Genomic DNA, 25,780 nt, shown 5'->3' with positions numbered 1-25,780 from the left:
TCTAACGACTTTGCTCTAGTTTTTCATATATTTATCGTCATTCATAAAGTAAATATGGCACTCCACCTCAGTTTCCTCACTGAGCGAGAGCATTTTTCTGAGTATCTTTTCGTAGAAATCAAGCTGTGAACGATATGTCTTTAAAATTCTCTCCTCAAAAAGCTTTCTGTCGGCTTCTTCCTGTATGTTGGTCTTATAGTCGATTATGATAAAGCTTTTGTCTGACATTTTAAGCACAAGATCCATAACTCCGTTGCTGTATTCATTGCCGTCCATACTGTAGAATGGAAGCTCTGTATACACCGCCTGCGCAGTTTTGAGCAATTTTTCGATATCCTTATCTTTCAAAAAGCTGTGCAGCTGATAGTTGATATAGTCCTTATAAAAGCTCTCAGAATCCTGCGAACTGCACTCGTCCTCAAAGTCGAGATACGCTCTGCTGACAATCTTCTGAATTAGCTCATTCTGCTGTGGCGTTTCGTTATACGGAAACAGCTTCCCACGCATATTCACCGCAAGCTCAAAGGCACGATGTACCATATGACCGATATCTATGCCCTTTGGACGTTCATAAGACAGTTTCTCCACTCCACTTGGTATAGTGACTTTTTTGCCGTCCTCAAGGTGGCTAGGAGTGATTTTGCTAACATATTTCTCACTGAGCTTTTTAACGCTTTCATCAAAAGCATTTCGGCTGTTGTTCACCTCGTCGAATATATCCTTGACGTTTATCTGCGCCGCCTGCACAGCACTTTGCGCTGTGGCATTGTTTATCTGCGGCAATTCTCTGCCTATTTTGCTCATTGTAAGTTTGTCGATCACAGGTTTTTTCCGTTCAAAAGTATACACAAATATAAAAGCCTGCTTTGCTCTTGTGGCCGCAACATATTCAAGCCTGAGCTGTTCGCCAAAATATTTATCCTCTGCCTGCTTCCTTTCATTAGGGTAGAATGTCAGATAGTCCATATATGAATAATCGCTTGTTTTCAAAGGTACATAGACCTGTCTTTTAGCCACAAGGTCGGTGTACTTTCCACCGCTGAATTTATGATTTTTAGCCTCCGCCATAATAACGATATTCCCCTCAAGACCCTTTGCCTTATGAAGATTCATGAGCCTTACGCAGTTCTGCTCACTGCTGTCAAGGATAAGCTCTTTTTCTTTCAGCACAGAAAGCTCGTTTTTCATCATGTCCATAAGCTCGCCGCTTCCTGCAAAATCCTGCTTTTCCCACTTTTCAAGAAGATAGATAAGATTTGAAAGCTCATATTCTCTGTTGCTGGTATTATCGAAAAGAAGCTCAGGAAAATCAAGTATCTTATATAGCTTCGCTATAGGCTCATTGACAGTATCGGCAGACGCCTTTACTGCAACAAGCGTGGCGTCATTGCTTTCACAGTTTTGTTCATAATCGTCTACGTCAATTTCAGCGTCTTCAAAATCGATGCTGTCAGGCCTACATCTCCAAAGGATAGAATAAGCCTTTTCCTTTGCGGTAGGGCTGTAGCTTTCAAAAACGAACTCTGCAAGAGCAATAAATCTTTTCAGCACCAGACTGTTTTTTTGAGGACGTTTGCCCCACATTGTGTATGGTATGCCACGATCTGTCAAGACCATTGAATAAAACTCCATTTGAGTTGTGTTCCAAAGAAGCAGAAGAAAATCACTGTATTTTATAGGTCTTTCCACACCCTTGTCGAATATCTTTCCGACCTTCACTAGGTCTGAAATTATCTTAGCCACACTTTCAGCACCTGGATCTTTGACAAAATACGCCCCTCTGATAACATCGTCGGAAACAGCCGCAGGCTTATCAGCCTTTGATATCATATCGCTGTACGTCATACCATATTTGCCGTTTATTTCAGGCTGGAACTTTTCATTTACCCAAGCTATAAGCTGCTCATCAGAGCGGAAGTTGTAATCAAGTGAGAAAAACTCGCAGTTTTTCTCGTTATTGTTCTGGAATTTGGCTTTCATTTTGTTATAAAGCCTGATATCGGCGTCACGGAAGCCGTAGATAGACTGTTTAGGGTCGCCCACCGCAAACAGCGCACCGTCACGGAGCGGGCATTGCCATATATCACCGCCTGCTACAAGATTGCTGTCGTCAGCGCAAAGATACAGGAGAAGTTCAGTCTGCATAACGTCAGTGTCCTGAAACTCGTCTATATAAATGCAGGAATACTTGTCTTTGAAAAACGCTCTTGCCTCACTGCTGTTTTTGAGAAGCTCGTGAGTGTGATACAAAAGCCCGTCATTTGAAACGTTCTCCCCGTCTTCACTCTCCTGATAAGCCTTCACAGCCTGCTCTATATATGTTGCCGTCTTGTTGAGGGAATATAGTGCATTTTCTTTCTTTACATTATCAAACCCACTTGGGCTGAAAATAGCCATGTTCTCATTGCTCTTTGGATGATCTTTCTTAATTTTAGTCTTATTAAAAGGCTCAAGGAACTTTTTGCAAGCTTTAAGATTAGCGCAGACTTTTACATAATTATACTTTGGGTCGTAGACATTCATATTATCAGGAAAAAACTTTGTCACATCACCAACAAGAAAACCTGCTATATCTTCGTATTTTCCACCCAAAGCACCATTATAGAATGCACGCACAAGACTATCCCTATAGTTACACATTTCTTTATAGGCAAGCTTATTTATGGTGTCAAATGTCACACTGTCATAGCTTTTATCCCTAACAAACTCAACATCTCTGTATTCAGCACACTCAAGAAATGTTTCCATAAGAAAGTTTTTCACACGGCTGTCTCTGAGCTTATATTGATTGCTGTTCAGAAAGCCGAAATCTTCTATGTTCGCACCATTTGTGCGGTAATATCTCTCGAAAAAGTCAGCCTGTGCCTGCTTTGTTTCACCGTCCTCGGCAAGTTTTAATCCCAAATGCAGGTCAGCTTCAAAAGGCTGTTCTGACAGCATACTCAAACAAAAGCTGTGTATAGTGCTTATCTTCATGCGCTGTAAATTCATAACAGCGTTCTCATACAGCTTCTTTTCCTCACCGCTGCATTTTGCGATATTCTCCGTAAGCCCTGCCTGTATCCTCTCATAAAGCTCGTTTGCAGCAGCGTTGGTGAAAGTTATAAGCACTATCTTTTCAACAGGTATACCTGCGCCTATCTGACCTATAACACGCTGTATTATAAGCCTTGTCTTACCTGCACCTGCGCCTGCTTCAACAAGGATATTCTTATCATAACTGTCTTTGTCTATTATATAGCTTCTTATCTGTTCTTCACTCATTCTGTTGCACCCCCTGAGCAAACTTCTTCATAAGCAGGACAAAACGTGCATGGAGTAATTTTATCATTCTTATTCACAATACACTTTTTAAAGCCCTCTTCTACTATTTTCTTAAATGTTATTGTTATCATGTTTTCGATTCCAGAATTATCCTTATTGTTAACTACATGGCAATTCCCTTTTTCAAGAATGAAAACGTAATCTGCGGCAACGATATCACTTTCGCTCACTTCTCCCACAGGCGTACAACCATTTTCAAGCGCAAGTGCATAAATATGATCCTGTGGGTCTTCTGGGAGCTTTTCCCTGAATTTTTTGATATCCTCCGTCTTGTAGTCAACTATCTGGTATGACACCTTTGTGCCGTCTATTATCCTGTCAAGGCGGTCTATCCTGCCCCTTATGGTGACTGTATATTTGCCTATCTCCACATCACCGTTGAACGGATACTCGACCTCAACGACCTCACGTTTGCCTGAGTGTATATCGCCGTGCAGTTCGTCAAGATAAGCTTTGACACAGTTGTAATATTCCTCTCTCTCACTCTGCGCAACAGTCATATCCACAGGGGGATAGTTACGGAGATAGTTTTTAGAAACGCTCTCGAATATCTCATCAAGTATCGCCTTGTCAACAGTTTCAGACACCTCATTCGCACCTTTGCCTTTAAGCACAGTCTTGGCATAATTCTCCATTATCTCATGTATATACATTCCCTTGACATTGCCTTTGAGCCATGCACTGCGGTCTATATCCACCTCCTGCGGCTTTTCAACATGGGCAATACGCTCATAGAAAAACCTCAGCGGACACTGAAGCATAGTCGAAAGGCTTGTGGCAGAAATGATAAAATGTTCATTTTCGCACATTTCACGCAATATATCTATACGGCTTTCTCTTTGCTTATCAAGATACTCCGTAAGGCTTTCGCTTTGCTTTGCACCGTCATCATGAAGCCCGATTTTTTCTGCCTTGTTAAGAAAAGCACTGTTTAATGATATCTCAGAACGCACGCTCACCTTGCGTCTGTCGGAAAGATAATCATACACTTCTATTTTGTTTACATCAATGCCCTTTTCAGCCGCAATAACAGTATACACTGCCGACGGGCTTTGCGCTCTTATTTCTACGGTATCATAAACACTACAGCTTACAACAAGGTTTGCTCTCTCAGCCATGAGAACAGTTCTCACAAGGTCAGTGAGCTTTCTGCGCTCGATAGAGTCAGAACAATGGTCACGGTTGCCGAAAAGCTGTTCTCTCTCCTTATCGTTCAGAACAGGCGACTCGTCCTGCATGACAGGAAATCTTCCTGTTGTCAGACCAAGAGCATATATGTTTTTCATGAAAAGCGCAGAATACCACCCCATAAGACAGCAGGTAACAGCGCCTTTTGATGCAGGCAAAGAATACCTTGCGTTCTCTGCAATGTCGGTGATCTCAGTCATTGTTTCCTGCAAGCTAAGACTCTTGTCATAGTCTGCATAAAATCTATATCTGCCTATCAAAGCTTCCTTAACGCTTGATATGGAACTTCTCTGCTCAGCGTTTGTACCTCTCACATACTCATTCACCAATTTCAGCACGCCACCGTAAAACTCTTTTGCGCTGACATTTTCTTTTTTAAAGAACTTATAAAAGTCCTTGAACACCTGACTATTCCTTGTGCTATACCATTCAATGCCCCAGCCGTTTCCAGAGTTCTGTGCTTCAAGGAATATCCTGCCCTTGCTTTTGGTCTTGCCGTCCTCTACTTTCTCCTCATATTTGAAAACAGGCGAAAGCATCACATCTTTGAAAAGGTCAAATCTATAGTCATTTTTGCACCATTTGAGCATTGCCCTGAAAAATGCAACAACGTCACTGTGTCTGCATGAAATGCCCTCAGGAAATTCCACAGGGACTTTGTATTGATCGCACATATTCATGAGCAAGTCCATATACTCGTCATCTGGACACAGCACAGCGGTATCGCAAAGCTCGTAACCACTGTTCACGATATGTAGAACAGTTCTCTCCACCTCGTTTGTTACGCCATAATTTCTCCAAAGCTCCGCCTTTTGTGCTAATTTTCTCAGACCATTCTGATACTGCTCATCGCTCATATCAGCCATGTTATCTATAACCGCAGGATCAGACAAAAGCCCTATATACTCCGCTGTCAGCTTGTCAGCTTCTATTTCTTTGTCATATGCAAAATGAACGTTGCTCACGTCTGCCTTACCAGCCTTTATAAGACCGCTGGCAATGCTTATGAGCTTTGCACTGTCATATAGTTTGCTGTCTGAAAGCTTGCTTTCATACGCTTGAAAGATCGCTCTTAGCGTGTTGATACGTCTGCTGTCCAAGGACAATGAATCAGGGTCTATACAGTTCATTCTAAGCTCTGATATTGTCTTGAATATCTCCATGCAGGCATTATGGTCATCGCTTTTAAAATAGTTTATACCGCTTTCATCAATAATACGTCTTACTATCTCACAGCCCTCAGCATTTGACAGTGTTATTATCCTGCTGTCCATATACTCGGCACTGGTTTCGATAATATGCTTTGCATGATCTGCGACTGTGTATCTTTCAAGCCTTATAACAATATTTTCACCGCTTGCGTTCTCCAACATTCTCTCGGCGTTGAGATAATCATTACATATGTAAACCTTTTTAGTCAAAGGGTCTGCTTCATTACAGTCTTTGAGCCACTCTATAAAAGTCATTACGCTTTCTCCCCTAACATAAATTATCATAATAACATTTTACCATAGCAGAAAAATCTTGTCAATCTACAATTAGCGTGTTTGTATACTTTTTTGAAACAAAATATTAAAGAAAATTTATTGACAAAATCATACCGCTATGTTAAAATATACTTTGTAAAACTTGCGTGGATTTTTCCTGACAGTATGTCACTTTTCGCCACACAGCAAACAGGCTGTGCGGCTTTTTTTCTGCCCACAGACAAAGGAGTGTAAAAAAATTAATGAACAGTGATTTCATGAAAACAAGACCGATCTTCCCTCTTCTGCTTTCAATGTCCCTGCCAATGGTGATATCAATGCTTGTAAACTCTCTTTACAACATCATTGACAGCTTTTTCGTGGCAAAGATAAGCGAGGACGCAATGACATCGCTTTCACTGGTGTTCCCTGTGCAGAATTTTATAAGTGCCACTGCTATCGGCTTTGGTATCGGCATCAATGCGGTCATTGCCATATATCTTGGTGCAGGCAGAAAGGAAAAGGCTGATATTGCCGCAACTCAGGGGCTTGCCCTTTCGGCTTTGCATGGTATTGTGCTAATGATAATATGTATACTTATAATGCCTGCATTTCTATCTATGTTCACAAGTAATAAAAACGTTGTAGATCTTGGCGTGAAGTATTGCAACATTGTATTTACATTCTCTCCTGCATTAATGCTTGCCATTGCATTTGAGAAGATATTCCAATCTGTCGGCAGAATGAAGATATCAATGTTCAGTATGCTCTGCGGCTGTATCGCAAACATAATCCTTGACCCTCTGCTTATTTTTGGCGTTGGATTTTTTCCTGAGATGGGTATAAAGGGTGCGGCACTCGCCACCGGTATCGGTCAGGTGCTGACCCTTGTCATATACATAATAGCATATCTTCGCTGTGAGCTTCCTGTTAAACTTTCCGCAAAACACAAGCGTCCCGACGGCATAATAATCGCAAAAATGTACTCCATAGGCATTCCTGCAACGCTTAATCTTGCACTGCCGTCACTTCTCATATCCGCCCTCAACGGCATACTTGCGGCATATTCACAAAGCTATGTGCTTGTTCTTGGAATTTACTACAAGCTCCAGACCTTTCTTTATCTACCTGCAAATGGTGTTATTCAGGGTATGCGACCAGTTATCAGTTTTAACTACGGAGCAGGTGAGAGGGAGCGTGTGAAGAAAATTTACCGCATTGTCCTTTACATGACAGGTGTGATATTGGCGGCAGGAACTATCATATGCGCACTTTTCCCAGCCAAACTCATAGGGCTTTTCACGGAAAACGCTGACACTATCGCCATAGGCAAAACAGCACTTCGCCTAATTTGTATCGGCTTTGTTATCTCCGCAGTATCCGTCACCTCATCAGGTGCGCTGGAGGGGCTTGGCATGGGCATTCCGTCGCTTATGATATCTCTGTGCAGATTTATTGCGATAATACTGCCACTTGCGTTCTTCCTCTGCAAGCTCACGGGACCAACAGGCGTATGGAACGCATTCTGGATAACAGAAGTCGTCACCGCTTTGATATCTGTATTTATCTACAGATTTTCAGTTTCAAGGCAAAAAGATTTAAAATAAACACTGCCACTATTCTGTCATTACCACTTATTTCCGTTTAACAACTTGTAATTTGCAAAAAAGCGTTGACATTTTGCAAAAAAAGTGTTATAATATATCTTGCATGCCGCTGTGGTGGAATAGGCAGACACAAGGGACTTAAAATCCCTCGGGGTAAAACCCGTACCGGTTCAAGTCCGGTTAGCGGCACCAGAATAAAAGCTCTTAGGTCGTCTTGCGATCTAAGAGCTTTTCTGCTATAGCAAAAAAATCGACGGCACTCACACGAGTACCGCCAGTTATCCTATTCTTCTTCCTTTTTGATCTTGAAAATAAGCCTCATTAAACCCGATATGACCTTTGGACTTTTTACAACTACAACTTTCATAAGTATTACCTCCCGAATAGTTATAGTTTATATTATTCAAAAATCAAAAATCGGTTACCATTTTTGACTGTACTGACAGCAGATAGCCGCTTTTGAATGATATCTCAGCGTATTTTCTATCCTGCCCATCAAAGCCTTTAACCACGTTTGATATGCCAAGTGGGAAAGCATTGGTCAGCAGACAGTCCTCTACTTCATATTTCGCACCCTTTATGGTCAGACCCTCTACCTTATCGGTATATGCCACCAGCGAGAACGAAAAGCCCTCACGGTCATATATCCTGTAACTTCCTGCACGATAAAGCCGAATTATCTCCCTATCTGCGGCTATCATTCCCTCACCGCCACAAGATAAAATATATCCCAGAGATTGGATATTTCCAAGTAAGTGGTCTACTCGTCCGCCTGTTGCACCGAATATGAGAAAATCATCACAACCCGACTCAAAGCCATGCTTTATGGCAAGCATAAGGTCGGTATCGTCCTTTTCTGAGGGGAAGATCTCGATATTATCAAAAACAGGTTTTTCAGCGGAATCAAAGTCGCCCATAATAATGTCCGACTTTACGCCCACTGCCTGTGCAAGCTTATAGCCCTTGTCAGCGGATATCACAAGAGAATCGTCGATAAAAGGCTTATATTCTGCCACACACTGAGCCGACACCGCTTCACCGCCTGAAAAGATAGTGCATTTCTTAGTCATTTTTGTATTCCCACTCCTTAAGCTGCTTTGCCTGCTCGTACATTTCCACATAACTTTCATGCCTTGACTTTGCGATCTCGCCATTTTTTACCGCCTCTATGACCGCACAGCCCTTTTCCTTTGTGTGGCTGCAATCAGGAAATCTGCACTTGCCCTCGTATTTCTGAAACTCAGGAAAACAGCCTGCAAGCTTGTCCTTAAAAATAATATCATATCTGTTGGTATCAAACGACGAAAAGCCAGGGGTATCGGCAATATACCCACCGCCCTCCAGCTTGTAAAGCTCTACATGGCGTGTGGTGTGCTTTCCTCTGCCAAGCTTTTTGCTTATCTCGTTGGTGGCAAGCCCCAATGCAGGAAACATATTATTGAGCAGTGACGATTTGCCAACGCCCGTGTTTCCTGTAAATGCCGACAGCTTGCCCTCCAGCACTGCCTTAACAGCTTCACTGCCCTCACCGGTGGTATTGTCAACCTGAAAGGTCTTTATCCCTGCACCCTTGTATATGTCCACAAGCCCGTCACAGCTTTCCTTGTCTATCTTTGTAAAAACTACCACAGGCTCTATTTTTTTGAAAACAGCTATTGCAATAAACTTATCAAGCAACAGCAGATTAGGTCTTGGTTCGCAGGTAGACGAAACGAACACAAGCATATCAAGATTTGCAAGAGGCGGTCTTATAAGCAATGAGCGTCTTTCCTCTATCTTCTCGATAACTCCGCTTCCGTCGTCCTCCAATGAAAATTCAACTCTGTCGCCGCCTACAGGAGAAATGTTCTTTCTTCTGAATACTCCTCTTGCCTTACATTCATAAATGCCGTCGGAGGCTTCTACATAGTAGATGCCTCCGATAGCTTTAACGATTATTCCATTCATGAACTACTGACCCTGCTCGTCTGGCTCCTGAGGCTCCGGTGCAGGTGCTTCAGTAGTGGTAGTTGTAGTAGTTGTTGTGGTCGTAGTTGTAGTTGTTGTGGTCGTTGTCGGAGTAATGTCGATCAGACCGCTTTCATTCAGGCTTCCGCTAAGAGTAGCTGTCTGCTTATCATAATCTATGTCATATACTGCATAACGGCACTTCTGCTGATTTTCGTCATTTGTGATGAAGATAGTCAGAGTTTCTGTCTTCTTGCCCTTTACCGTTACATTTACAGAACCGCCTGCAACAGATTCTCCACTACCGATCTTCTGTGTATATGCAACGTTGCCGTTATTGTAGATGTCTATAGAATATGAGCCGTGGATACCACTTGGGAGTGGCAGTGAGAATGTTACCTCAACAGGTGAAGTTTCTCCGGTCGAAACGTAAATAGTAACAGTTGTGTCACGCTCAACATATGTGCCTTCGTCTGTATCCTGCTCGATGACCTTGCCCTTATCGCCCTCATGCTCTATCTCCTTGACCTCAGCCTTGAGCTTGTTCTCCTTGAGCATTGCAACTGCCTTTTCTTCTGTAAGACCTACAACGCTTGGTACTTTGACTCTTGTTTCAACAGGACCCTTACTTACAAACAAAGCAACAGTCGCACCTACGGCATACTGCTCGCCTGCTGCCGGCTGTGTTTTCACAACAAGACCTGAAGCTATATCCTCAGACCATATATCTCTCTTAACGACCATAAATCCTGCAGCCTTAAGCTCGCTTTCAGCCACAGTGCCGTCTTTCTTCACCATGTCAGGGATAGTTGCCATTTTTTTGCCCTTACTTACAGTAAGTGTGACCGTGAAGCCTTCCTTAACAGACTTTCCTGCTGCCTGACCCTGGAATGTGATTATTCCCTCGTCATACTGGTCATTATACTCTTCGGTGATATCAAATTTAAGCTTATCCTTATAATCCTGCTCAACCTGAACGATATTCTTGCCCACAAAGTTTGGCAGTGTAACTGTGCCTGTGTGCATACCGTTTGAACCGCTGAATGACTTGAATACAACTCCTACGATAACGAACGCTGCAATGATAACTACCGCAACTGTCACAGCAAGGAGTATTGGAACAACGTAAGAACGCTTCTTTTCTTCCTCTTCTTCCTCGTCATCGTTTTCTTCGTCATCGTCCTCATATTCTTCATCGTCGTCATAGTTCTCACTATGCTCATCGTCAAAATATTTGTTATTGTTATCAGCCACAGGGATAGGAACAGGACTGTTCTTATATCCGAAAACAACAGATGGATTGAGCTTGAATGTGTCTATATCCTTTATCATCTCTGCTGCTGACTGATAACGTCTTGCAGGATCTCTCTCCATAGCGTGCATAACTATTTCTTCAAGAGCCTCTGGGATAGAAGGCATGATCTCTCTTGGCGGAACCGGATCCTCCTGCATATGCTTGAGAGCGATAGCCACAGGATTTTCGCCGTCAAAAGGCTTTCTGCCTGTGAGCATCTCATAGAGCATAACGCCTACAGAGTATATGTCAGATCTTTCATCTGTCATATCGCCCCTTGCCTGCTCAGGTGAGATATAGTGAACAGAACCGATAGTCTTGTCAGAAAGTGTCTTTCCGTCGATCCTTGAAAATCTTGCGATACCAAAATCCATGACCTTGATAGTTCCGTCAGGGAAAAGCATTATGTTCTGCGGTTTGATATCTCTGTGAACGATACCCTTGTCATGAGCGTGCTGCAAAGCACGGAGTATCTGAGTTACAAAGTGCAAAGCGTCTTTCCACCTAAGCACGCCCTGCTGCTCGATAAACTCTTTAAGGGTGATGCCGTCGATATACTCCATAACGATAAACTGTATCTCGTCAGAAAATCCCACGTCATATATCTTTACGATATTAGGGTGAGAAAGTACAGCTATAGCCTTGCTCTCGTTTCTGAAGCGTCTTAGAAATTCCTCGTTCTGTGAAAACTCAGGCTTAAGTATCTTTACCGCAACAGTACGGTTTTCCATAACGTCAACTGCCTTATAAACGTCAGCCATTCCGCCCACGCCGATAAGTTCGGTTATCTCATATCTGCCGTCTAGCTTTTTGCCGATATTAGAATCCATGTAATTCAACTCCTATATTATTCATGTTTTATTGTCATTCCATTAATTTGCTATTACCGCAGCAGTAATATTATCTTTACCGCCGCATTCATTTGCGAAAGCAATAAGCTGTTTTATAGCCTCGTCAAGATTATTGCCAAACACAGTTTCATATATCATATTGTCTGTGCAATAATTGGTCAGACCGTCAGAGCAAAGCAGCACCGCAAAATTATCATTTTCTTCAAGCTCGAAATAATCGACCTCAACATCTGATTCAACGCCCACAGCCTTTGTGATAACGTTTCTCATATGATGATTTTTCGCTTCTTCTTTGGTTATCTGACCCGACCTATAAAGCATTTCCACATAAGTATGGTCAGTGGTTATCTGAGCTATACCGTCCTTGGTAAGAAGATATCCACGGCTGTCGCCCACGCTCACCATATAGACGGTCTTATCCACCACCAATGCCGCAACGCAGGTAGTACCCATACCGTTTTTGTCAATATCCTCCTTGCTCTTGCCATACACGATCGTATTCGCATAATGCACTGAAGTGAGCATAAGATTTCTTATGGAATTTGGTTTCATATCTTTTCTGAAATTTTCCTTGATACGTTTTACTACTGCGTCAATGGCAAGCTGACTGGCAACTCCGCCTGATGACGCTCCGCCCATACCGTCACAGACCACCGCAACGGCAACATTGTCAGCTAGAAATTCAGCATGCACTCTGTCCTGATTTTCACTGCGTTTTTTTCCGATGTCTGTATCAGACGCTATAAACAAGCGATTCACCACCTTTTATCAGATCTCATATTCTCGTCTTAGCTGACCGCAGGCAGCGTCTATATCCGCACCCAAGGTCCGCCTCACAGTAGCGTTTATCCCAAGCTTCTCCAGATATCCTCTGAATCTGTTGGCTGACTTTCTGTCAGAATGATAATTACGCTCCTTTATCTTATTAACAGGGATTATATTCACATGACAGACAAATCCGCCCAGAAGCTCAGCAAGCTCCCTTGCGTCCTCCATAGAATCGTTATGCCCGTCTATCAAAGCATATTCAAAAGAAATTCTCCTGCCTGTTACCTTAAAATAGTATCGGCAGGCGGCAAGAAGCTCGTTGATATCATACCTGTCATTAACGGGCATTATCTCGCTCCTGCTCTTATTATTGGAAGCGTGCAAAGAGATAGACAATGTTATGCCAAGCTTTTTCTCTGCAAGCTCATATATCCTCGGCACAATGCCGCAGGTAGACACTGAAACGTGCCTTAACGACATATTAAAGCCCTTTGGACAGGACAGCACTTCAAGGAAATTCACCACATTATCAAAGTTATCCATAGGCTCGCCTATTCCCATAAGCACCACGCCTGATATCTTTCTTCCGCTGTCACGCTCAGAAGCGTATATCTGTCCCAGAATCTCCGAGGAAGTCAGATCACGCTTGAAGCCTGCAATAGTTGACGCACAAAAGCGACAGCCCATTTTGCAACCCACCTGAGTTGACACGCAAATGGTGTTTCCGTAGTTGTATTCCATTATTACGGATTCCACATGATTTCCGTCCTCAAGCTCATATAGATATTTTACAGTATTATCGGTATGAGATTCAAGCTTTTTTGACACAAATAGTGATTTTAAACAAAATTTTTCATTGAGCAGATTCCTTAATTGTACAGATAGATTAGTCATTTCATCAAAACTTGACACTCGCTTTACATGAAGCCAGTCAAATATCTGCCCTGCACGGAACTTCTTTTCTCCAAGCTTTAGTATCTTGGCTTCCAGCTCGTCAGGCAGAAGCCCCAATATATCTATTTTTCCATTATCATCAAATGCTACCAAAAGATCACCTCAGCCTGATAAACTTAGCAATAAAAAATCCGTCTGAATTATATTTTGCAGGTGTGATAGACATTCTGCAAAGACCGCTGTCGCTGCCGAAAGCCTCGCCTAGCGGTGCAGGCTCAAAATCAGGGTGTTCAGCCAAAAATCTGTCTGCCACCTCATCATTTTCCGCCCTTGACAGCGTGCAGGTGGAATACACCAGCGTTCCGCCGACTTTTACATACTCCGCTGACGTTTTCAGTATATCATACTGTATTTCAGGAAGTCTGTCGAAATCTGAGGGTTCTTTATACTTTATCTCAGGTTTTCTTCTTATTACGCCAAGTCCGGAACAAGGTGCGTCGCAAAGCACTTTGTCAGCCTTTGGCATTTTCTCGTCATAGACCTTTGCGTTGTTGACACCTGCCCTTATGCAGTCAAGCCCAAGCCTTTTGGCACCGCTTTCAATAAGCCCTGCACGATTTTTATGCAGATCAAAAGCAAGCACTCTGCCCTTGTTGTTCATACGCTCGGCAATGGTAAAGGTCTTTCCACCGGGTGCGGCACAAAGGTCAAGAACTGTATCGTTCTCCTTAGGATCAAGAGCCGCACAGCAAAGCTGGCTCGAAAGATCCTGAACGTGTATCCTGCCCTCTTTGTAAGCCTTAGTATGCTCCACCGCCCCTGCACCGCATATCCTTATGCAATCAGGCAGGACTGACAGCCTTTCAAAGGTAATGCCCTCCTCGGCGAGCATATCCAGTGTGCTTTCAAGAGAATGAAAGGCCGTGTTCACTCTTGCGGTGACAGGTGCCTGTCCCACAGAGGTTTTCAGCATTTCAAGGCAGATGTCCTTGCCGTATTCCCTTGTCCACTTCTCCGTCAGCCATACAGGTGCGGAGTATTCTATAGAAAGCTCCTCCGTGGCATTTCTGCCCTTTGGAAGCTTTTTGTTGTTTCTTATAAACTCCCTTAGCATTGCGTTTATAAATCCGCTTGCCGCAGGATTTCTGTTTTTCTTCGCAAGCTTCACAGACTCGTCCACAGCCGCATTGTCAGGAACAGAGTCCATATATAAAAGCTGATAAAGACCCATTCTCAGTATAACTCTGACCTCAGTACCAAGCTTATTCTTAGGGTTGCGTGAATATTCCCGAATAATGTTATCAAGAGTTATCTGTCTTTCCAAAACGCCGTAGAAAAGTGCTGCGGCGAATTTCTTGTCCTGAGGTGAAAGGTCAGACCTTTCAAGACCCTCGTCAAGAAGTATATTTGAATATGAACCGCTGTTTTCAAGCCTTGTAAGCAGCCTTAAAACCGTTTTTCTGGCGTTTCCCATAGTTCCTCCGAATTATCCCAGCACAGTGCCGTTCTCGATATGTCTGCCTCTGAGAAAATCAGCGGTATCCATTCTCTTTGAGCCCTCAGCCTGCACCTGAGTAAATCTTATGACTCCGTCTGAGCAGGCAACGGAAAAGTCGCTGTTATCCACCACAGTGCCTGCAGGCTTTCCGCAAGGCTTTGTGGAAGCTATCTCAGACTTATATACTTTCAGCCTTCTGCCCTCAAGCACTGTAGTAGCGCATGGCCAATCAGACAGACCGCATATCTGCTTGTGTATCTTTCTCACTGGCTTTGTGAAATCTATAGGGCAAAGCTCCTTTGAGAGCATTGGTGCATAAGTCGCAAGGCTCTCGTCCTGCTTAACAGGGGTTATCTCGCCCTTATTGAGCTTTTCAAGGGTATCAACAAGCACCTCTGCACCCATTTCGGCAAGTCTGTCAAAAAGCTCTGCGGCTGTTTCGTTCTCGCCAATAGGAGTAGCCTTTTCCACAAGGATATCTCCTGTATCCATGCCCTCGCCCATAAGCATCGTTGTAATTCCAGTTTCAGCTTCGTCATTAAGCACAGCCCACTGTATCGGACCTGCTCCACGATATTTAGGAAGCAGCGAGCCATGGACGTTCACACAGCCAAGCCTTGGTATATCAAGCACCGACTTAGGGAGCATTTTGCCATAAGCCGCCACCACGATACAATCAGGGGCAAGGTCATTGATAATTTTAACATACCCCTCGCCGTCTTTTTTAAGGCTTTGCGGCTGATAAACAGTTGTGTCATGCTCCTGCGCAAGCACCTTTACAGGGGGCGGAGTAAGCTTATAGCCTCTGCCCTTTGGCTTATCAGGCTGAGTGAAAACAGCCTGCACCTCATATCCGCTGTCATAAAGCTTTTTCAGCGTTGGTACGGCAAAATCAGGCGTACCCATAAAGATTATTTTCATTAGTCCTCGACCTCTACAAATTCTTCAACTATCTCAGTAAACAGATGACCCTCAAGGTGTGCAAGCTCATGGCAAACGCACTGTGCAAACAGCTCTGATACTTCCATTTCATACCACTTGCCGTGTCTGTCCTGCGCCTTGAACTTAACTCTCATAGGTCTTGTAACATAGCCCCACTCGTTCGGGCATGAAAGACAGCCCTCCAGAACTCTCTGCTTTTCCTCGCTCTGCCATGTTATCTCAGGGTTGATAAGCTCGTAAACCTTATCGTCGATTATTATAACGACCACTCTTCTCAGCTTTGCCACCTGTGGACCTGCAAGACCAACGCCGTTGGCGTTCTTGAGTGTTTCTGTCATATCGTCAAGAAGCTGACCAAGCTTGTCGTCAAATTCTGTAACAGGCTTGCAGACCTTGTGAAGAATCTCGTCGCTCTTATTAAGTATTTTTCTGAGTGCCATTTATTTAACTATCCTTTCTTAAAGCCCGATATCGCCGTTTATGTCGGCATAGATACGAACTGTCTGATAATCTTTATTTTTATAGAACTCGCCCAGAACGTGCTTTATCATCTCACGAAAATTCGCAGTATTGCGTGTTTTCAGGATAAGTCTGTATCTGTAGCGATTATTTATCATTTCAAATGTGCATGGTGCAGGGCCTAGCGCTCTAAGGGGAAAATTCACCTTGTGCTGTGAGATATACTCTTTTATAAGCTGAGTCACCCAGCGTGAAGCGCCTATTACCTTGCTTTCAAGGGGTGCCGAAAAGCCTATGACGCATATATCGCAAAAAGGCGGATATGTCAGCGACTTTCTCAGTGCTATCTCCTCTTTATAAAACTCATCATAATTTTGCTCTGCCGCAAGGTTCAGCACATAATGGTCAGGCACAAAGGTCTGAATGTATGCGACCCCTGGTTTATCTCCTCTGCCGCTTCTTCCTGCCACCTGAGTGAGCAGTGAAAATGTTCTCTCATAGCTGCGAAAATCCCCTGTGAACAGTGCCTTGTCAAGGGATATGACACCCACCATTGTGACGTTAGGGAAATTAAGTCCCTTTGCTATCATTTGAGTGCCGAGCATTATATCATACTCGCCTTTCTCAAACGCCTTGAAATTCTCCTCATAGGAATATCTCGAAGAAGTGGTGTCAGCGTCCATTCGCAGAAGCCTTGCCTGCGGAAAAAGCCTTTCAAGCTCGTCCTCCACACGCTGAGTTCCCACACCGCTTGATTTGAGCCGCTGTGAGCCGCACTGTGGACAGTGCTCTATATTATCCATGGTATATCCGCAGTAGTGGCACATATACCGATCATTTTTCTTGTGATAGGTCAGGGGTATATTGCAATTAGGGCAAGCCACAGGCTGTCGGCAGTCCATGCAAGTGATATACGTTGTATAGCCACGCCTGTTCAGAAGCAGGATAGCCTGCTCTTTTTTCGCAAGCACTTCTGTGAGCTTATCACACATAACACGGCTGAGCAAGCTGTCATTGCCCTCTGCCGCTTCCTCCTGCATATCGACTATCTCGACTGCCGGCAGGGGCGACTTTGAATATCTGTTTTTAAGCTCAAACAAGTGATATCTGCCCTTTTGAGCGTAATAAAAGCTCTCCAGCGACGGCGTTGCAGAAGCCATCAACAGCACGCAGTTATTATATCCGCACCGCTGTATGGCAACATCTCGTGCATGGTATCTAGGCGTTGAGTCCGACTTATATGACGGCTCGCCCTCTTCGTCCATGATGATTATTCCAACGTTGGTGACAGGAGCAAATATTGCACTTCTTGTGCCGATAACTATTCTTGCTTCCCCACGCATTACACGTTTGAACTCGTCAGTACGCTGTCCCAACGACAATGACGAGTGCATAACGGCTATCTTATCACCGAAAAGTGACTTGAATTTGCCGAGCATCTGCGGTGTAAGGGATATTTCAGGAACGAGCATGACCGCTGTTTTGCCCATATCCATAACGCTTCTTATAAGCTTTATGAACACAGACGTCTTGCCGCTTCCCGTAACGCCGTAAAGCAACGCACCTGCGGGCTTTTCGGCTTTTATAAGCCCCATTATGCCCTCATATGCCGCTGATTGTTCATCATTTAATATGATATCGTCAGGGTCCTGCCTTTCGCCAAGCTCGCCTATGGCGTCACGCATGACCTCGTATTTATACTGCACGATAACTTTCTTGTCAGCAAGCCTTTTTAATATGCTTGAAGTGCAGTTGGTCATATAGCAGACCTCTTTCACAGAGGCACAGCCGCCCTCTTCAAGCAGCTTCACCACAAGGGTCTGCTTCGGGGTAAGAGTGGTCTGTATCTCCCCTGACACATACTCGTCAGAAAGCCTTACCATGCTGACATTCTCATCACCGACTTTTCTTTTCAAAGCGTCGCTGATCTCAACATAGCCCTTATCCACAAGAGAATCCACAGTTTTCTTCTTTCGTGCGTCATTATGCACGTCAAGAAAGCTGTCTATCTCCCTCTGACTTTTTGCACATCGGAGAAAGTCCACCACATTTTTTTCATCTTCATTCAAAGTATCCTCGTCAATGTAGGTATTGACAAGGCTGTAATGCTGTGAAAAAGTGTAGGAAAAGCCTGTAGGCACAACGGATTTGTAAGCGTCATAATAGGTGCAGAAAGTGTTTTCTTTCAGCCACATTATTATCCTCATCATTTCCTCGGTTACAAGGCTTTCCCCGTCCACCACTGAAATAACAGGCTTCAGCTTATCGTTATACTCGGCTTCCGTATACGTTCTCGCAACAAACCCTACGGCTTTGCGGTTTCCTCTGCCAAAAGGCACAAGCACACGCACTCCGCTTTTCACTTTCTGAGCCAGCTCCTCTGGCACACTATAGCTATACAGTGCGTCAAAGCTGTATGATGCACGGCTTATTGCAACCTTTGCCACGATAAAAACTCCACGCACAGCCGTACACCTCCCCATAAAAAGCCTCGATTATTTTCTGAGGCTTGGATCCTCGATTATCTTGTATTCGCCATTATAAAGCTCGTCAACTGCTGTCTTTACTGGCTTTTCATCAAGCACCAGCTTGTTGTCAAAAGCGTCGCTTGTGATCTCTCTTGCTCTCTTTGCAACTGCGATAACTAGAGAATAATAGCTTTCATTGTTCTTCAAAATCTGGCTTACGGCCGGTCTAAGCATCATAATTAAGCACCTCGTCAATTAATTTCTTTGTATCATCATTTTCTGATCTGAATTTATCCGCCTTGCCGTCCTCGGCTTTCACGGAGTTCATAACTGCAACAAAATCTTCCACAGCGTCCTCTAGTCCGTCGTTCATTATCACATAATCATAACCGCCGGCTTTGCCGATCTCACCGGCAGCCTGACTTACACGGTCAGCAATAACATCGTCAGACTCAGTTCCACGCTTTCTAAGCCGTCTGTCTATCTCCTTAACAGACGGTGGAAGTATAAACATCAGCACAGCTTCAGGAAAGGCTTTCTTCACCTGAAAAGCACCGTTAGTTTCAATTTCAAGTATAACATCTCTGCCCTGCTCAAGATTAGCGAGAACAGGCTTCTTTGGTGTTCCGTAATAATGACCAACATAGCCTGCGTGTTCAAGAAATTCACCGCTGTCTATCATTTTCTTAAAGCTGTCATCGCTTATAAAATGATAATGAACGCCGTCCTTTTCGCCCTCTCTGGGCTTTCTTGTAGTGCAGGATATAGAATAGAACACATCTCTGTTTTTAAAGACCTCTGCAAGTATAGTTCCCTTGCCACAGCCTGAGGGAGCTGATATAACAAACAGCTTTGCATTGTTCTTATACATTGTCATCGTCCTCCTCGTCAACAGCAGCACGTCCGCCTACAGTTTCAGGTGCAACTGCCGACAGCACCACATGGTCGCTGTCCATAATAAGCACTGCTCTTGTTCTTCTGCCGTAGGTGGCGTCTATAAGAGTACCCTTATCCTTAGCTTCCTGAATGATACGCTTTATAGGCGCAGACTCAGGGGAAACTATGGCAATGACTCTTGCGGAGGACACCATATTTCCAAAACCGATATTAATAAGCTGCATATCTCACACCGCCGTTATTCGATATTCTGTATCTGCTCTCTGATCTTTTCGATCTCAGCCTTAAGATCCACCACCATTTTTGTGATAGTGAGATCGTTAGCCTTTGAGCCGATAGTATTCACCTCACGGTTAAGCTCCTGCACAAGGAAGTCAAGCTTTCTTCCCACAGGCTCGTCCGACTTGATAAGCCCTCTGAACTGTGAGATATGGCTTCTGAGCCTTACTGTTTCCTCGTCTATTGCCACCTTATCGGCGAAAATAGCCACTTCTGTAAGTATCCTCTGCTCGTCTATGTCCTTATCGCCGAGAGTTTCCTTTATCTTTGCATAAAGTCTTTCTCTGTAGCTTTCAGTAACGCTAGGTGACTGATCTTCTATCTTGCCCACAGTTTCCTCGATGTAATCAAGTCTGCCGCTGATATCGTCATACATCTTAACGCCCTCAGTTTCACGCATCTGAACAAATCTGTCTAACGCCACCTGAGCCACGTCCTTGACCTCGTTCCAAATAACTTCCTCGTCATCTGTTTTCTTCACAACTGTGAACACATCAGGAAGTTTCATGATATGTGACAGTGTGATATCGTCATCAAGGTCAAGCTCGTCAGCCGCACCTCTCAGTGCGTCAAGATAGCCCTTTGCAACAGCCTTGTTCAGCTCTATCTCAGCGTCAGTACCCTCCTGATTATAGATAGAAACAGATGCCTCTACCTTACCACGGGAAATACCGCTTTTAAGAAAGCCTTTCAGCTTTTCATCAAGATAGCCGTAGGCTCTCGGAGTTCTCGAAGTAAATTCATAATATCTGTGGTTTACAGAGCGTATCTCAACGATTATCTCTCTGCCGTTTGCCACGATATGCTCTCTGCCGAAACCGGTCATGCTTTTTATCATAGCATACCCGTCCTTTCATATAATAATATTTATGTTATCCGCTTGGTACTTAACATAGTACATCAAATTATATTATAACATCAAGCTCCGTAAATAGCAATAGTTTTTCACATTTATTTAAAATTATATTTACTTAAAATTTATATATTCTGAAATATGTCCAACAGTGACGAGCCGATATAGATATGAGGGTATTTTTCAAAATCCTCTTTAGTGGTAGAGCCAGTTGTTACTCCTGCAAAATCCACCCCTGAATTGAGTGCAGTTTCGGCGTCGATGTAGCTGTCGCCTATATAAAGCACGTCCGATTTATCCGCACCGAAACGCTCTACTATCAGGTCAAGTCCCTGCGGGTCAGGCTTTGCCTTTGTGACATCCTCTCCGCCAACTATGATATCTACAGGCAAAGAGCCTGCCTGCTCATTGAAAGTATTGACTATCCTATAGCGATATTTCGTGGAAACTATGCCGACTTTTACCCCTGCGTTCTGCAAGGTCTGTAAGAGTGCGATAGTATCGTCATAAAAATATGTTTTCTTCACCATTACTTCGTCTGCCTTTTTTACATAAGCCTTGCGCATATCCTCACGCTGAGGATTGTCAGGCATATCTGTCAGCAGGTCGAAAGCGTCAACAAGGGTCATGCCTATGGTGTTGTAGATAGTCCTGTCGTCCTTTGGTTGATAACCAAACTCTTTCAAAACGTGCTTAAAGCACTCCAGAATACCCTCGGAAGAGTCTGCAAGAGTAAGGTCAAAATCGAAAACAAAATATCTATATTTGCTCATAATAAACTCCTTTTCAAACAGCAAGGGCAACCCTTTGCGGATTGCCCTGTATTTTATTCAACTGTAACTGATTTTGCAAGATTTCTCGGCTTGTCAACGTCATTGCCTCTGAGAACTGAGGTATAGTAAGCGATAAGCTGCAAAGGAACCACTGTCAGCATAGGCATGAGCAGATCGTCTATTGTCGGCAGACCGATCTTATAATCTGCCACCTCATCGTCAACGTTGATATATCCGTGAGTAACAAGGACAACGTATGCTCCTCTTGCCTTGACCTCCTTGACGTTGCTTATGGTCTTGTCAAGAAGCTCTCTTTGTGTTGCAACTGCGATAACAGGCATATTGTTTGTTACCAGTGAGATAGTGCCATGCTTAAGCTCGCCTGCGGCATATGACTCAGAGTGGATATATGATATCTCTTTAAGCTTCAGTGAGCCTTCCATAGAAAGCGCATAGTCAAGACCTCTGCCGATATAAAGAAGATTTTCCTTGTTTACAAGCTGTGAAGCAACATACTGACAATTATCAGGTGTTTTAAGGACAACTTCAAGCATATTAGGAACGTTCTGAAGCTCTGCTGTAAGTCTCATGCACTCCTCTTTTGAGATAGCTCCGTGAGCGTATGCTATAGCAAAACTCAGCAGATAGAATACAGAAAGCTGAACGATATATGCCTTTGTGGAAGCTACAGATATCTCAGGGCCTGCATGGGTGTAAAGCACCATATCAGACTCTCTTGCGATAGACGAGCCTTTTACGTTTACGATAGAAAGTGTTTCAGCACCCCTCTCCTTAGCCATTCTAAGGGCTGCGAGAGTATCGGCTGTTTCACCTGACTGTGAAACAAGAATAACAAGATCTCCCTTTGCAATGATAGGATCTCTGTATCTGAACTCAGAAGCCATATCCACTGTAACAGGTACCCTGCCAATCTTTTCAAGCACATACTTGCCCACAAGACCTGCGTGCATAGCAGTACCGCAGGCAACAACGAAGATGTTGTTATAGCCCTTGAGTCTGTCATATGTAAGACCACACTCTTCAAGGTTTGGCATACCGTCAACTATTCTTGGTGTGATAGTTGTTTTTATAGCTGTTGGCTGTTCGTGAATCTCTTTGAGCATAAAGTGAGCATATCCGCCCTTCTCAGCGGCTTCCATATCAAAGTCAGCAACGAGCATCTCTTTCTCAACCGGCATTCCGTGAACGTCAAAGAACTCCACCTTGCCATCGTCAAGGACAGCTATCTCGTTCTCGTCAAGAAGATAGTAATTCTTCGTATATTTCAGTATTGCAGGCACATCAGAAGCTATAAAAGCTTCGTCCTCGCCAACTGCAACGATAAGAGGAGAATCCTTTCTTACTGCATATATTCTTCTTGGAAAATCCTTGAATATGATACCCAGAGCATATGAACCCTCTATCTCAGCAAGAACCTTCTGTATTGTCGCCATAGGGTCGCCCTCATAATAATAATCAAGAAGCTTTGCAACTGTTTCTGTATCTGTCTGAGATTCAAAGACATATCCCTTTTTCAGCAGAAAATCCTTGATAGTTCTGTAGTTTTCAATGATACCATTATGAACGATAGAAATATTCGCATTTCCGTGAGGGTGTGAATTTATATCAGACGGCTCGCCGTGTGTAGCCCAGCGTGTGTGACCTATACCGCAAGTACCGTTGAGCCAACCCTCTCTTTTAAGCTTTTCTTCAAGGTCAGCAAGTCTGCCCTTTGTCTTTTTTGTCTTGATAGCATCGTTCTCAAAAACAGCTATTCCTGCTGAGTCATAACCTCTGTATTCAAGCTTTGACAGTGAGTCAAGCAGCACCTTTGTACAATCCTTTTTTCCCACATAGCCTACTATTCCGCACATGTATAAGCAACTCCTTTCATTCTCATTTGTTAAAAATCATTAAATTTCTTATATTTTTCCAAACCATATCCACATAAATATAATATATCATAGCATATTTTGCATGAAAAAGCAATAGCAAATGCAAAAATTAGCGAAAAGTACTTGTAGTGCTACAATAGATATTGGACAAAATTAAGAAAAAAGAAAAGAGAGATAGACAAAAATCTGATAAAATAAAGTTACCACACCAAATTCAAATCAGAAAGGAAGCCTATCTCTCATGAATAGTATAACACAAGATATGAAGTTTCGTCAATCCTTAATGAATTACGCAAAGAAATATGGAGTGAGCCGAGCGAGCAGAAAATACAATAAATCACGTTCATATATATATTTCTGGCTGAAACGCTGGGACGGAAGTGTGGAGTCCCTTGCAGTTAAATCACGCCGACCGCATCATCATCCCAATGAGCATACCAAGGAAGAAATAGATCTTATCAAAAGGTATCACAAACGGAACCCGACACTTGAGCTTCCCGAACTATGGCATCGTCTCAGGAAGCAAGGGTATACACGCTGTCTTGAAAGTCTTTACAGGGTTATGAAAAAACTAGGAATGCTTCCGAAAAAGCCGAAGAAAGCGACGTATAAACCAAAGCCATACGAGCAGATGACATACCCCGGAGAACGTGTTCAGGTGGACGTAAAGGTAGTTCCGAGAAAGTGTATAGCTGACCCAGAGATGAAGCTGTACCAATACACGGCGATCGATGAGTATACCAGGATAAGATTTTTATACGGATATGAGGAGCAAAGCACCTATTCTTCAGCAGACTTTGTAAAAAGGCTGGTGAAATGGTACAAACGCAGAGGAATAACGGTGAAATGTATTCAGACCGACAATGGATTTGAATTTACTAACCGCTTTTCGCCAAGCAAAAGAGACAAGAAAACGCTGTTTGAGAATACGCTCTCACAACTTGGCATTGAACACAAACTCATTCGTCCATATACGCCTAGGCACAATGGCAAAGTAGAGCGCAGTCACCGAGAAGATCACAACAAATTCTATTCGTGCCATAGGTTTTATTCCTGCGACGACTTAAACGTGCAGCTAGCTGCACGTTTAAGTCGAACAAACAACCGTCCTATGCGTCCCCTCAAATGGTTTTCGCCTATCGAATTTCTTAATAATAGTGTCCAATATGATTGACAAACCTACAAAATGCAAAAATTAGCGAAAAGTACTGTTAATCTTACAAAAAATATGTTATAATTAGTTTGGTAAAACTAAAACGCTAAAGCTTATCATAATATAATATTTTTACAGGAGGTCAACTATGTCAAAGGTAACAGAACTTAAAGACAAATTCGTTGAGATCTACACGGAAAACATAAAGCGCCCGGGTTCGGAAAAGCTGCTCAATTATCTGCTTTCAGAAAACAGCGACTTCTTTGTTGCACCTGCTTCTACAAGATACCACGGAGCATACGAGGGTGGCTTGTGCGAACACAGCATACACGTTTATGAGTGCCTGAAAAGCTATCTGGAGCGTGAGCGTGTAAAGGAAGATTACAACATGGAATACTCTGACGAGAGCATTGCTATCGTTTCACTGCTTCATGACATCTGCAAGGTAAATCTTTACAGAGTAAGCTACCGCAATGCCAAGAACGAACAGGGCGTGTGGGAGAAAGTCCCATACTATGAATTTCACGAAACACTGCCATATGGTCACGGTGAAAAGTCGGTCTACATAGTAAGCAGCTATATGCGACTGACCCGTGAGGAAGCCATGGCTATACGCTGGCATATGGGATTTTCAGGAGAAGAAAACAAGAACAGTATCGGTCTTGCCCTTGAAATGTATCCTCTCGCACTGGCGACCCACATTGCAGATATGGAATCTACATTTTATATAGAAGGCGGCAAGGCGTGAGGATACTTATAGACGCTGACGGCTGTCCTGTTACGAATATCGCAGTTTCTATAAGCAAAAGCCATGGGCTTGAATGTATCATAGTTTGCGACAGCTCACATATTTTCAATTCTGACTATGCACAGGTGATAACTGTCGACAAGGGTGCAGACAGTGCAGACATGAAGCTTGTGAACATCGCTCTAAAGGGCGATATTGCCGTGACGCAGGATTATGGGCTTGCGGCAATGTGTCTTGCAAGAAACGTCCTTGCTCTGGACCAGAACGGCAGGATATATGACAACTCCAACATTGACGCACTTCTCCTATCAAGACATACTGCAAAGAAGATACGCAGAAGCGGCGGCAGGCTCAAAGGTCCGCCAAAGCGCACCAAACAGCAGGACGAGGATTTCAGGGTGGCTCTTACCAAACTAATCGAAGATAATATTAATTTTATGTAAAATATGCACAAAATATATAGAATTTCATAGAAA

22 protein-coding genes and 1 tRNA gene are annotated in these 25,780 nt (G+C 43.4%); 5 read left to right on the top strand and 18 right to left on the bottom strand.

Translation table 11 applies throughout. The features are described from left to right. Positions 1 to 15: 15 nt before the first annotated feature. Positions 16 to 3,264: a UvrD-helicase domain-containing protein gene (locus tag RBI_RS05215; RefSeq protein ID WP_038671540.1), complete on the bottom strand. Its 3,249-nt coding sequence runs from the start codon at positions 3,262 to 3,264 to the stop codon at positions 16 to 18. Continuing rightward, on the bottom strand, positions 3,261 to 5,978 hold the full coding sequence (locus tag RBI_RS05210) for a PD-(D/E)XK nuclease family protein (protein ID WP_038671538.1): 2,718 nt from the start codon (positions 5,976 to 5,978) through the stop codon (positions 3,261 to 3,263). The genes RBI_RS05215 and RBI_RS05210 overlap by 4 nt, the downstream gene beginning before the upstream one ends. Before the next feature lie 263 nt (positions 5,979 to 6,241). Here RBI_RS05210 and RBI_RS05205 point away from each other — a divergent pair, with 263 nt between their 5' ends. Continuing rightward, a complete protein-coding gene (locus RBI_RS05205) occupies positions 6,242 to 7,585 on the top strand; it encodes an MATE family efflux transporter (RefSeq protein WP_038671536.1) in 1,344 nt (447 codons plus the stop codon). Between the two features lie 105 nt (positions 7,586 to 7,690). After that, positions 7,691 to 7,777 (top strand) — tRNA-Leu (locus RBI_RS05200). 91 nt (positions 7,778 to 7,868) lie between these two features. Here the strand turns inward: RBI_RS05200 and spoVM are convergent. The 16 genes from spoVM to glmS all read right to left on the bottom strand — a co-directional run bounded on the left by spoVM (position 7,869) and on the right by glmS (position 23,382). Then, entirely contained in the window at positions 7,869 to 7,952 is an 84-nt protein-coding gene (spoVM, locus tag RBI_RS15565) for a stage V sporulation protein SpoVM (protein WP_117856231.1), read from the bottom strand. Positions 7,953 to 7,995: 43 nt separating this feature from the next. Continuing rightward, positions 7,996 to 8,655, bottom strand: a complete 660-nt coding sequence (locus tag RBI_RS05195; protein WP_038671534.1) for a thiamine diphosphokinase — start codon at positions 8,653 to 8,655, stop codon at positions 7,996 to 7,998. Further along, entirely contained in the window at positions 8,648 to 9,532 is an 885-nt protein-coding gene (rsgA, locus tag RBI_RS05190) for a ribosome small subunit-dependent GTPase A (RefSeq protein WP_038671532.1), read from the bottom strand. Before rsgA ends, RBI_RS05195 begins: the two co-directional genes overlap by 8 nt. 3 nt (positions 9,533 to 9,535) lie before the next feature. After that, positions 9,536 to 11,656, bottom strand: coding sequence for a Stk1 family PASTA domain-containing Ser/Thr kinase (gene pknB / locus RBI_RS05185; protein WP_051706481.1), 2,121 nt, complete (start codon positions 11,654 to 11,656; stop codon positions 9,536 to 9,538). Between the two features lie 42 nt (positions 11,657 to 11,698). Continuing rightward, the gene (locus RBI_RS05180) at positions 11,699 to 12,436 is read right to left on the bottom strand and encodes a Stp1/IreP family PP2C-type Ser/Thr phosphatase (protein ID WP_242843618.1); all 738 of its coding nucleotides are present in this window, start codon (positions 12,434 to 12,436) and stop codon (positions 11,699 to 11,701) included. A 9-nt stretch (positions 12,437 to 12,445) separates the two neighbouring features. Then, on the bottom strand, positions 12,446 to 13,492 hold the full coding sequence (gene rlmN / locus RBI_RS05175; RefSeq protein WP_038671530.1) for a 23S rRNA (adenine(2503)-C(2))-methyltransferase RlmN: 1,047 nt from the start codon (positions 13,490 to 13,492) through the stop codon (positions 12,446 to 12,448). 4 nt (positions 13,493 to 13,496) lie between these two features. Next, positions 13,497 to 14,813: a 16S rRNA (cytosine(967)-C(5))-methyltransferase RsmB gene (gene rsmB, locus RBI_RS05170; protein WP_038671528.1), complete on the bottom strand. Its 1,317-nt coding sequence runs from the start codon at positions 14,811 to 14,813 to the stop codon at positions 13,497 to 13,499. Positions 14,814 to 14,825: 12 nt separating this feature from the next. Continuing rightward, on the bottom strand, positions 14,826 to 15,758 hold the full coding sequence (gene fmt / locus RBI_RS05165) for a methionyl-tRNA formyltransferase (RefSeq protein ID WP_038671526.1): 933 nt from the start codon (positions 15,756 to 15,758) through the stop codon (positions 14,826 to 14,828). Further along, entirely contained in the window at positions 15,758 to 16,219 is a 462-nt protein-coding gene (gene def / locus RBI_RS05160; RefSeq protein ID WP_022287846.1) for a peptide deformylase, read from the bottom strand. Before def ends, fmt begins: the two co-directional genes overlap by 1 nt. Before the next feature lie 18 nt (positions 16,220 to 16,237). Next, positions 16,238 to 18,703 (bottom strand): primosomal protein N', encoded by a 2,466-nt coding sequence (gene priA / locus RBI_RS05155; RefSeq protein WP_242843617.1) that lies wholly within the window; start codon positions 18,701 to 18,703, stop codon positions 16,238 to 16,240. Between the two features lie 30 nt (positions 18,704 to 18,733). Then, on the bottom strand, positions 18,734 to 18,943 hold the full coding sequence (rpoZ, locus tag RBI_RS05150) for a DNA-directed RNA polymerase subunit omega (RefSeq protein WP_022287844.1): 210 nt from the start codon (positions 18,941 to 18,943) through the stop codon (positions 18,734 to 18,736). Next, the gene (gmk, locus tag RBI_RS05145) at positions 18,933 to 19,577 is read right to left on the bottom strand and encodes a guanylate kinase (RefSeq protein WP_022287843.1); all 645 of its coding nucleotides are present in this window, start codon (positions 19,575 to 19,577) and stop codon (positions 18,933 to 18,935) included. The genes rpoZ and gmk overlap by 11 nt, the downstream gene beginning before the upstream one ends. Then, on the bottom strand, positions 19,570 to 19,827 hold the full coding sequence (remA, locus tag RBI_RS05140) for an extracellular matrix/biofilm regulator RemA (RefSeq protein ID WP_022287842.1): 258 nt from the start codon (positions 19,825 to 19,827) through the stop codon (positions 19,570 to 19,572). The genes gmk and remA overlap by 8 nt, the downstream gene beginning before the upstream one ends. A 14-nt stretch (positions 19,828 to 19,841) precedes the next feature. Next, positions 19,842 to 20,720 carry a YicC/YloC family endoribonuclease gene (locus tag RBI_RS05135; RefSeq protein WP_022287841.1) on the bottom strand — a complete coding sequence of 293 codons (879 nt, stop codon included), beginning with the start codon at positions 20,718 to 20,720 and terminating at the stop codon, positions 19,842 to 19,844. 140 nt (positions 20,721 to 20,860) lie between these two features. Beyond that, positions 20,861 to 21,508, bottom strand: coding sequence for an HAD family hydrolase (locus RBI_RS05130; RefSeq protein WP_038671522.1), 648 nt, complete (start codon positions 21,506 to 21,508; stop codon positions 20,861 to 20,863). A 53-nt stretch (positions 21,509 to 21,561) separates the two neighbouring features. Continuing rightward, the gene (gene glmS / locus RBI_RS05125; protein WP_038671519.1) at positions 21,562 to 23,382 is read right to left on the bottom strand and encodes a glutamine--fructose-6-phosphate transaminase (isomerizing); all 1,821 of its coding nucleotides are present in this window, start codon (positions 23,380 to 23,382) and stop codon (positions 21,562 to 21,564) included. Positions 23,383 to 23,644: 262 nt separating this feature from the next. Here glmS and RBI_RS05120 point away from each other — a divergent pair, with 262 nt between their 5' ends. The 3 genes from RBI_RS05120 (at position 23,645) to RBI_RS05110 (ending at position 25,747) form a co-directional block, all read left to right on the top strand. After that, positions 23,645 to 24,577 carry an IS481 family transposase gene (locus RBI_RS05120; RefSeq protein ID WP_038671504.1) on the top strand — a complete coding sequence of 311 codons (933 nt, stop codon included), beginning with the start codon at positions 23,645 to 23,647 and terminating at the stop codon, positions 24,575 to 24,577. 127 nt (positions 24,578 to 24,704) lie between these two features. After that, positions 24,705 to 25,304, top strand: a complete 600-nt coding sequence (locus RBI_RS05115) for a hypothetical protein (RefSeq protein WP_022287838.1) — start codon at positions 24,705 to 24,707, stop codon at positions 25,302 to 25,304. Continuing rightward, the gene (locus RBI_RS05110; RefSeq protein ID WP_038671516.1) at positions 25,301 to 25,747 is read left to right on the top strand and encodes a YaiI/YqxD family protein; all 447 of its coding nucleotides are present in this window, start codon (positions 25,301 to 25,303) and stop codon (positions 25,745 to 25,747) included. Before RBI_RS05115 ends, RBI_RS05110 begins: the two co-directional genes overlap by 4 nt. Positions 25,748 to 25,780: the final 33 nt, after the last annotated feature.

The sequence above is a fragment of the Ruminococcus bicirculans (ex Wegman et al. 2014) genome (assembly GCF_000723465.1).
Classification (GTDB): Bacteria; Bacillota; Clostridia; order Oscillospirales; family Ruminococcaceae; genus Hominimerdicola; species Hominimerdicola aceti.
The sequence above is the reverse complement of the archived record's forward strand: the minus strand, read 5'-3'. Positions and strand labels throughout refer to the sequence as shown.

Excerpts from the sequence above, each read along its gene's own strand:
- RBI_RS05215 (WP_038671540.1), bottom strand. The coding sequence starts at position 3,264 with ATGAGTGAAGAACAGATAAGAAGCTATATAATAGACAAAGACAGTTAT.
- RBI_RS05210 (WP_038671538.1), bottom strand. The coding sequence starts at position 5,978 with ATGACTTTTATAGAGTGGCTCAAAGACTGTAATGAAGCAGACCCTTTG.
- RBI_RS05205 (WP_038671536.1), top strand. The coding sequence starts at position 6,242 with ATGAACAGTGATTTCATGAAAACAAGACCGATCTTCCCTCTTCTGCTT.
- spoVM (WP_117856231.1), bottom strand. The coding sequence starts at position 7,952 with ATGAAAGTTGTAGTTGTAAAAAGTCCAAAGGTCATATCGGGTTTAATG.
- RBI_RS05195 (WP_038671534.1), bottom strand. The coding sequence starts at position 8,655 with ATGACTAAGAAATGCACTATCTTTTCAGGCGGTGAAGCGGTGTCGGCT.
- rsgA (WP_038671532.1), bottom strand. The coding sequence starts at position 9,532 with ATGAATGGAATAATCGTTAAAGCTATCGGAGGCATCTACTATGTAGAA.
- pknB (WP_051706481.1), bottom strand. The coding sequence starts at position 11,656 with ATGGATTCTAATATCGGCAAAAAGCTAGACGGCAGATATGAGATAACC.
- rsmB (WP_038671528.1), bottom strand. The coding sequence starts at position 14,813 with ATGGGAAACGCCAGAAAAACGGTTTTAAGGCTGCTTACAAGGCTTGAA.
- fmt (WP_038671526.1), bottom strand. The coding sequence starts at position 15,758 with ATGAAAATAATCTTTATGGGTACGCCTGATTTTGCCGTACCAACGCTG.
- def (WP_022287846.1), bottom strand. The coding sequence starts at position 16,219 with ATGGCACTCAGAAAAATACTTAATAAGAGCGACGAGATTCTTCACAAG.
- rpoZ (WP_022287844.1), bottom strand. The coding sequence starts at position 18,943 with ATGATGCTTAGACCGGCCGTAAGCCAGATTTTGAAGAACAATGAAAGC.
- gmk (WP_022287843.1), bottom strand. The coding sequence starts at position 19,577 with ATGTATAAGAACAATGCAAAGCTGTTTGTTATATCAGCTCCCTCAGGC.
- remA (WP_022287842.1), bottom strand. The coding sequence starts at position 19,827 with ATGCAGCTTATTAATATCGGTTTTGGAAATATGGTGTCCTCCGCAAGA.
- RBI_RS05135 (WP_022287841.1), bottom strand. The coding sequence starts at position 20,720 with ATGATAAAAAGCATGACCGGTTTCGGCAGAGAGCATATCGTGGCAAAC.
- RBI_RS05130 (WP_038671522.1), bottom strand. The coding sequence starts at position 21,508 with ATGAGCAAATATAGATATTTTGTTTTCGATTTTGACCTTACTCTTGCA.
- glmS (WP_038671519.1), bottom strand. The coding sequence starts at position 23,382 with ATGTGCGGAATAGTAGGCTATGTGGGAAAAAAGGATTGTACAAAGGTG.
- RBI_RS05120 (WP_038671504.1), top strand. The coding sequence starts at position 23,645 with ATGAATAGTATAACACAAGATATGAAGTTTCGTCAATCCTTAATGAAT.
- RBI_RS05115 (WP_022287838.1), top strand. The coding sequence starts at position 24,705 with ATGTCAAAGGTAACAGAACTTAAAGACAAATTCGTTGAGATCTACACG.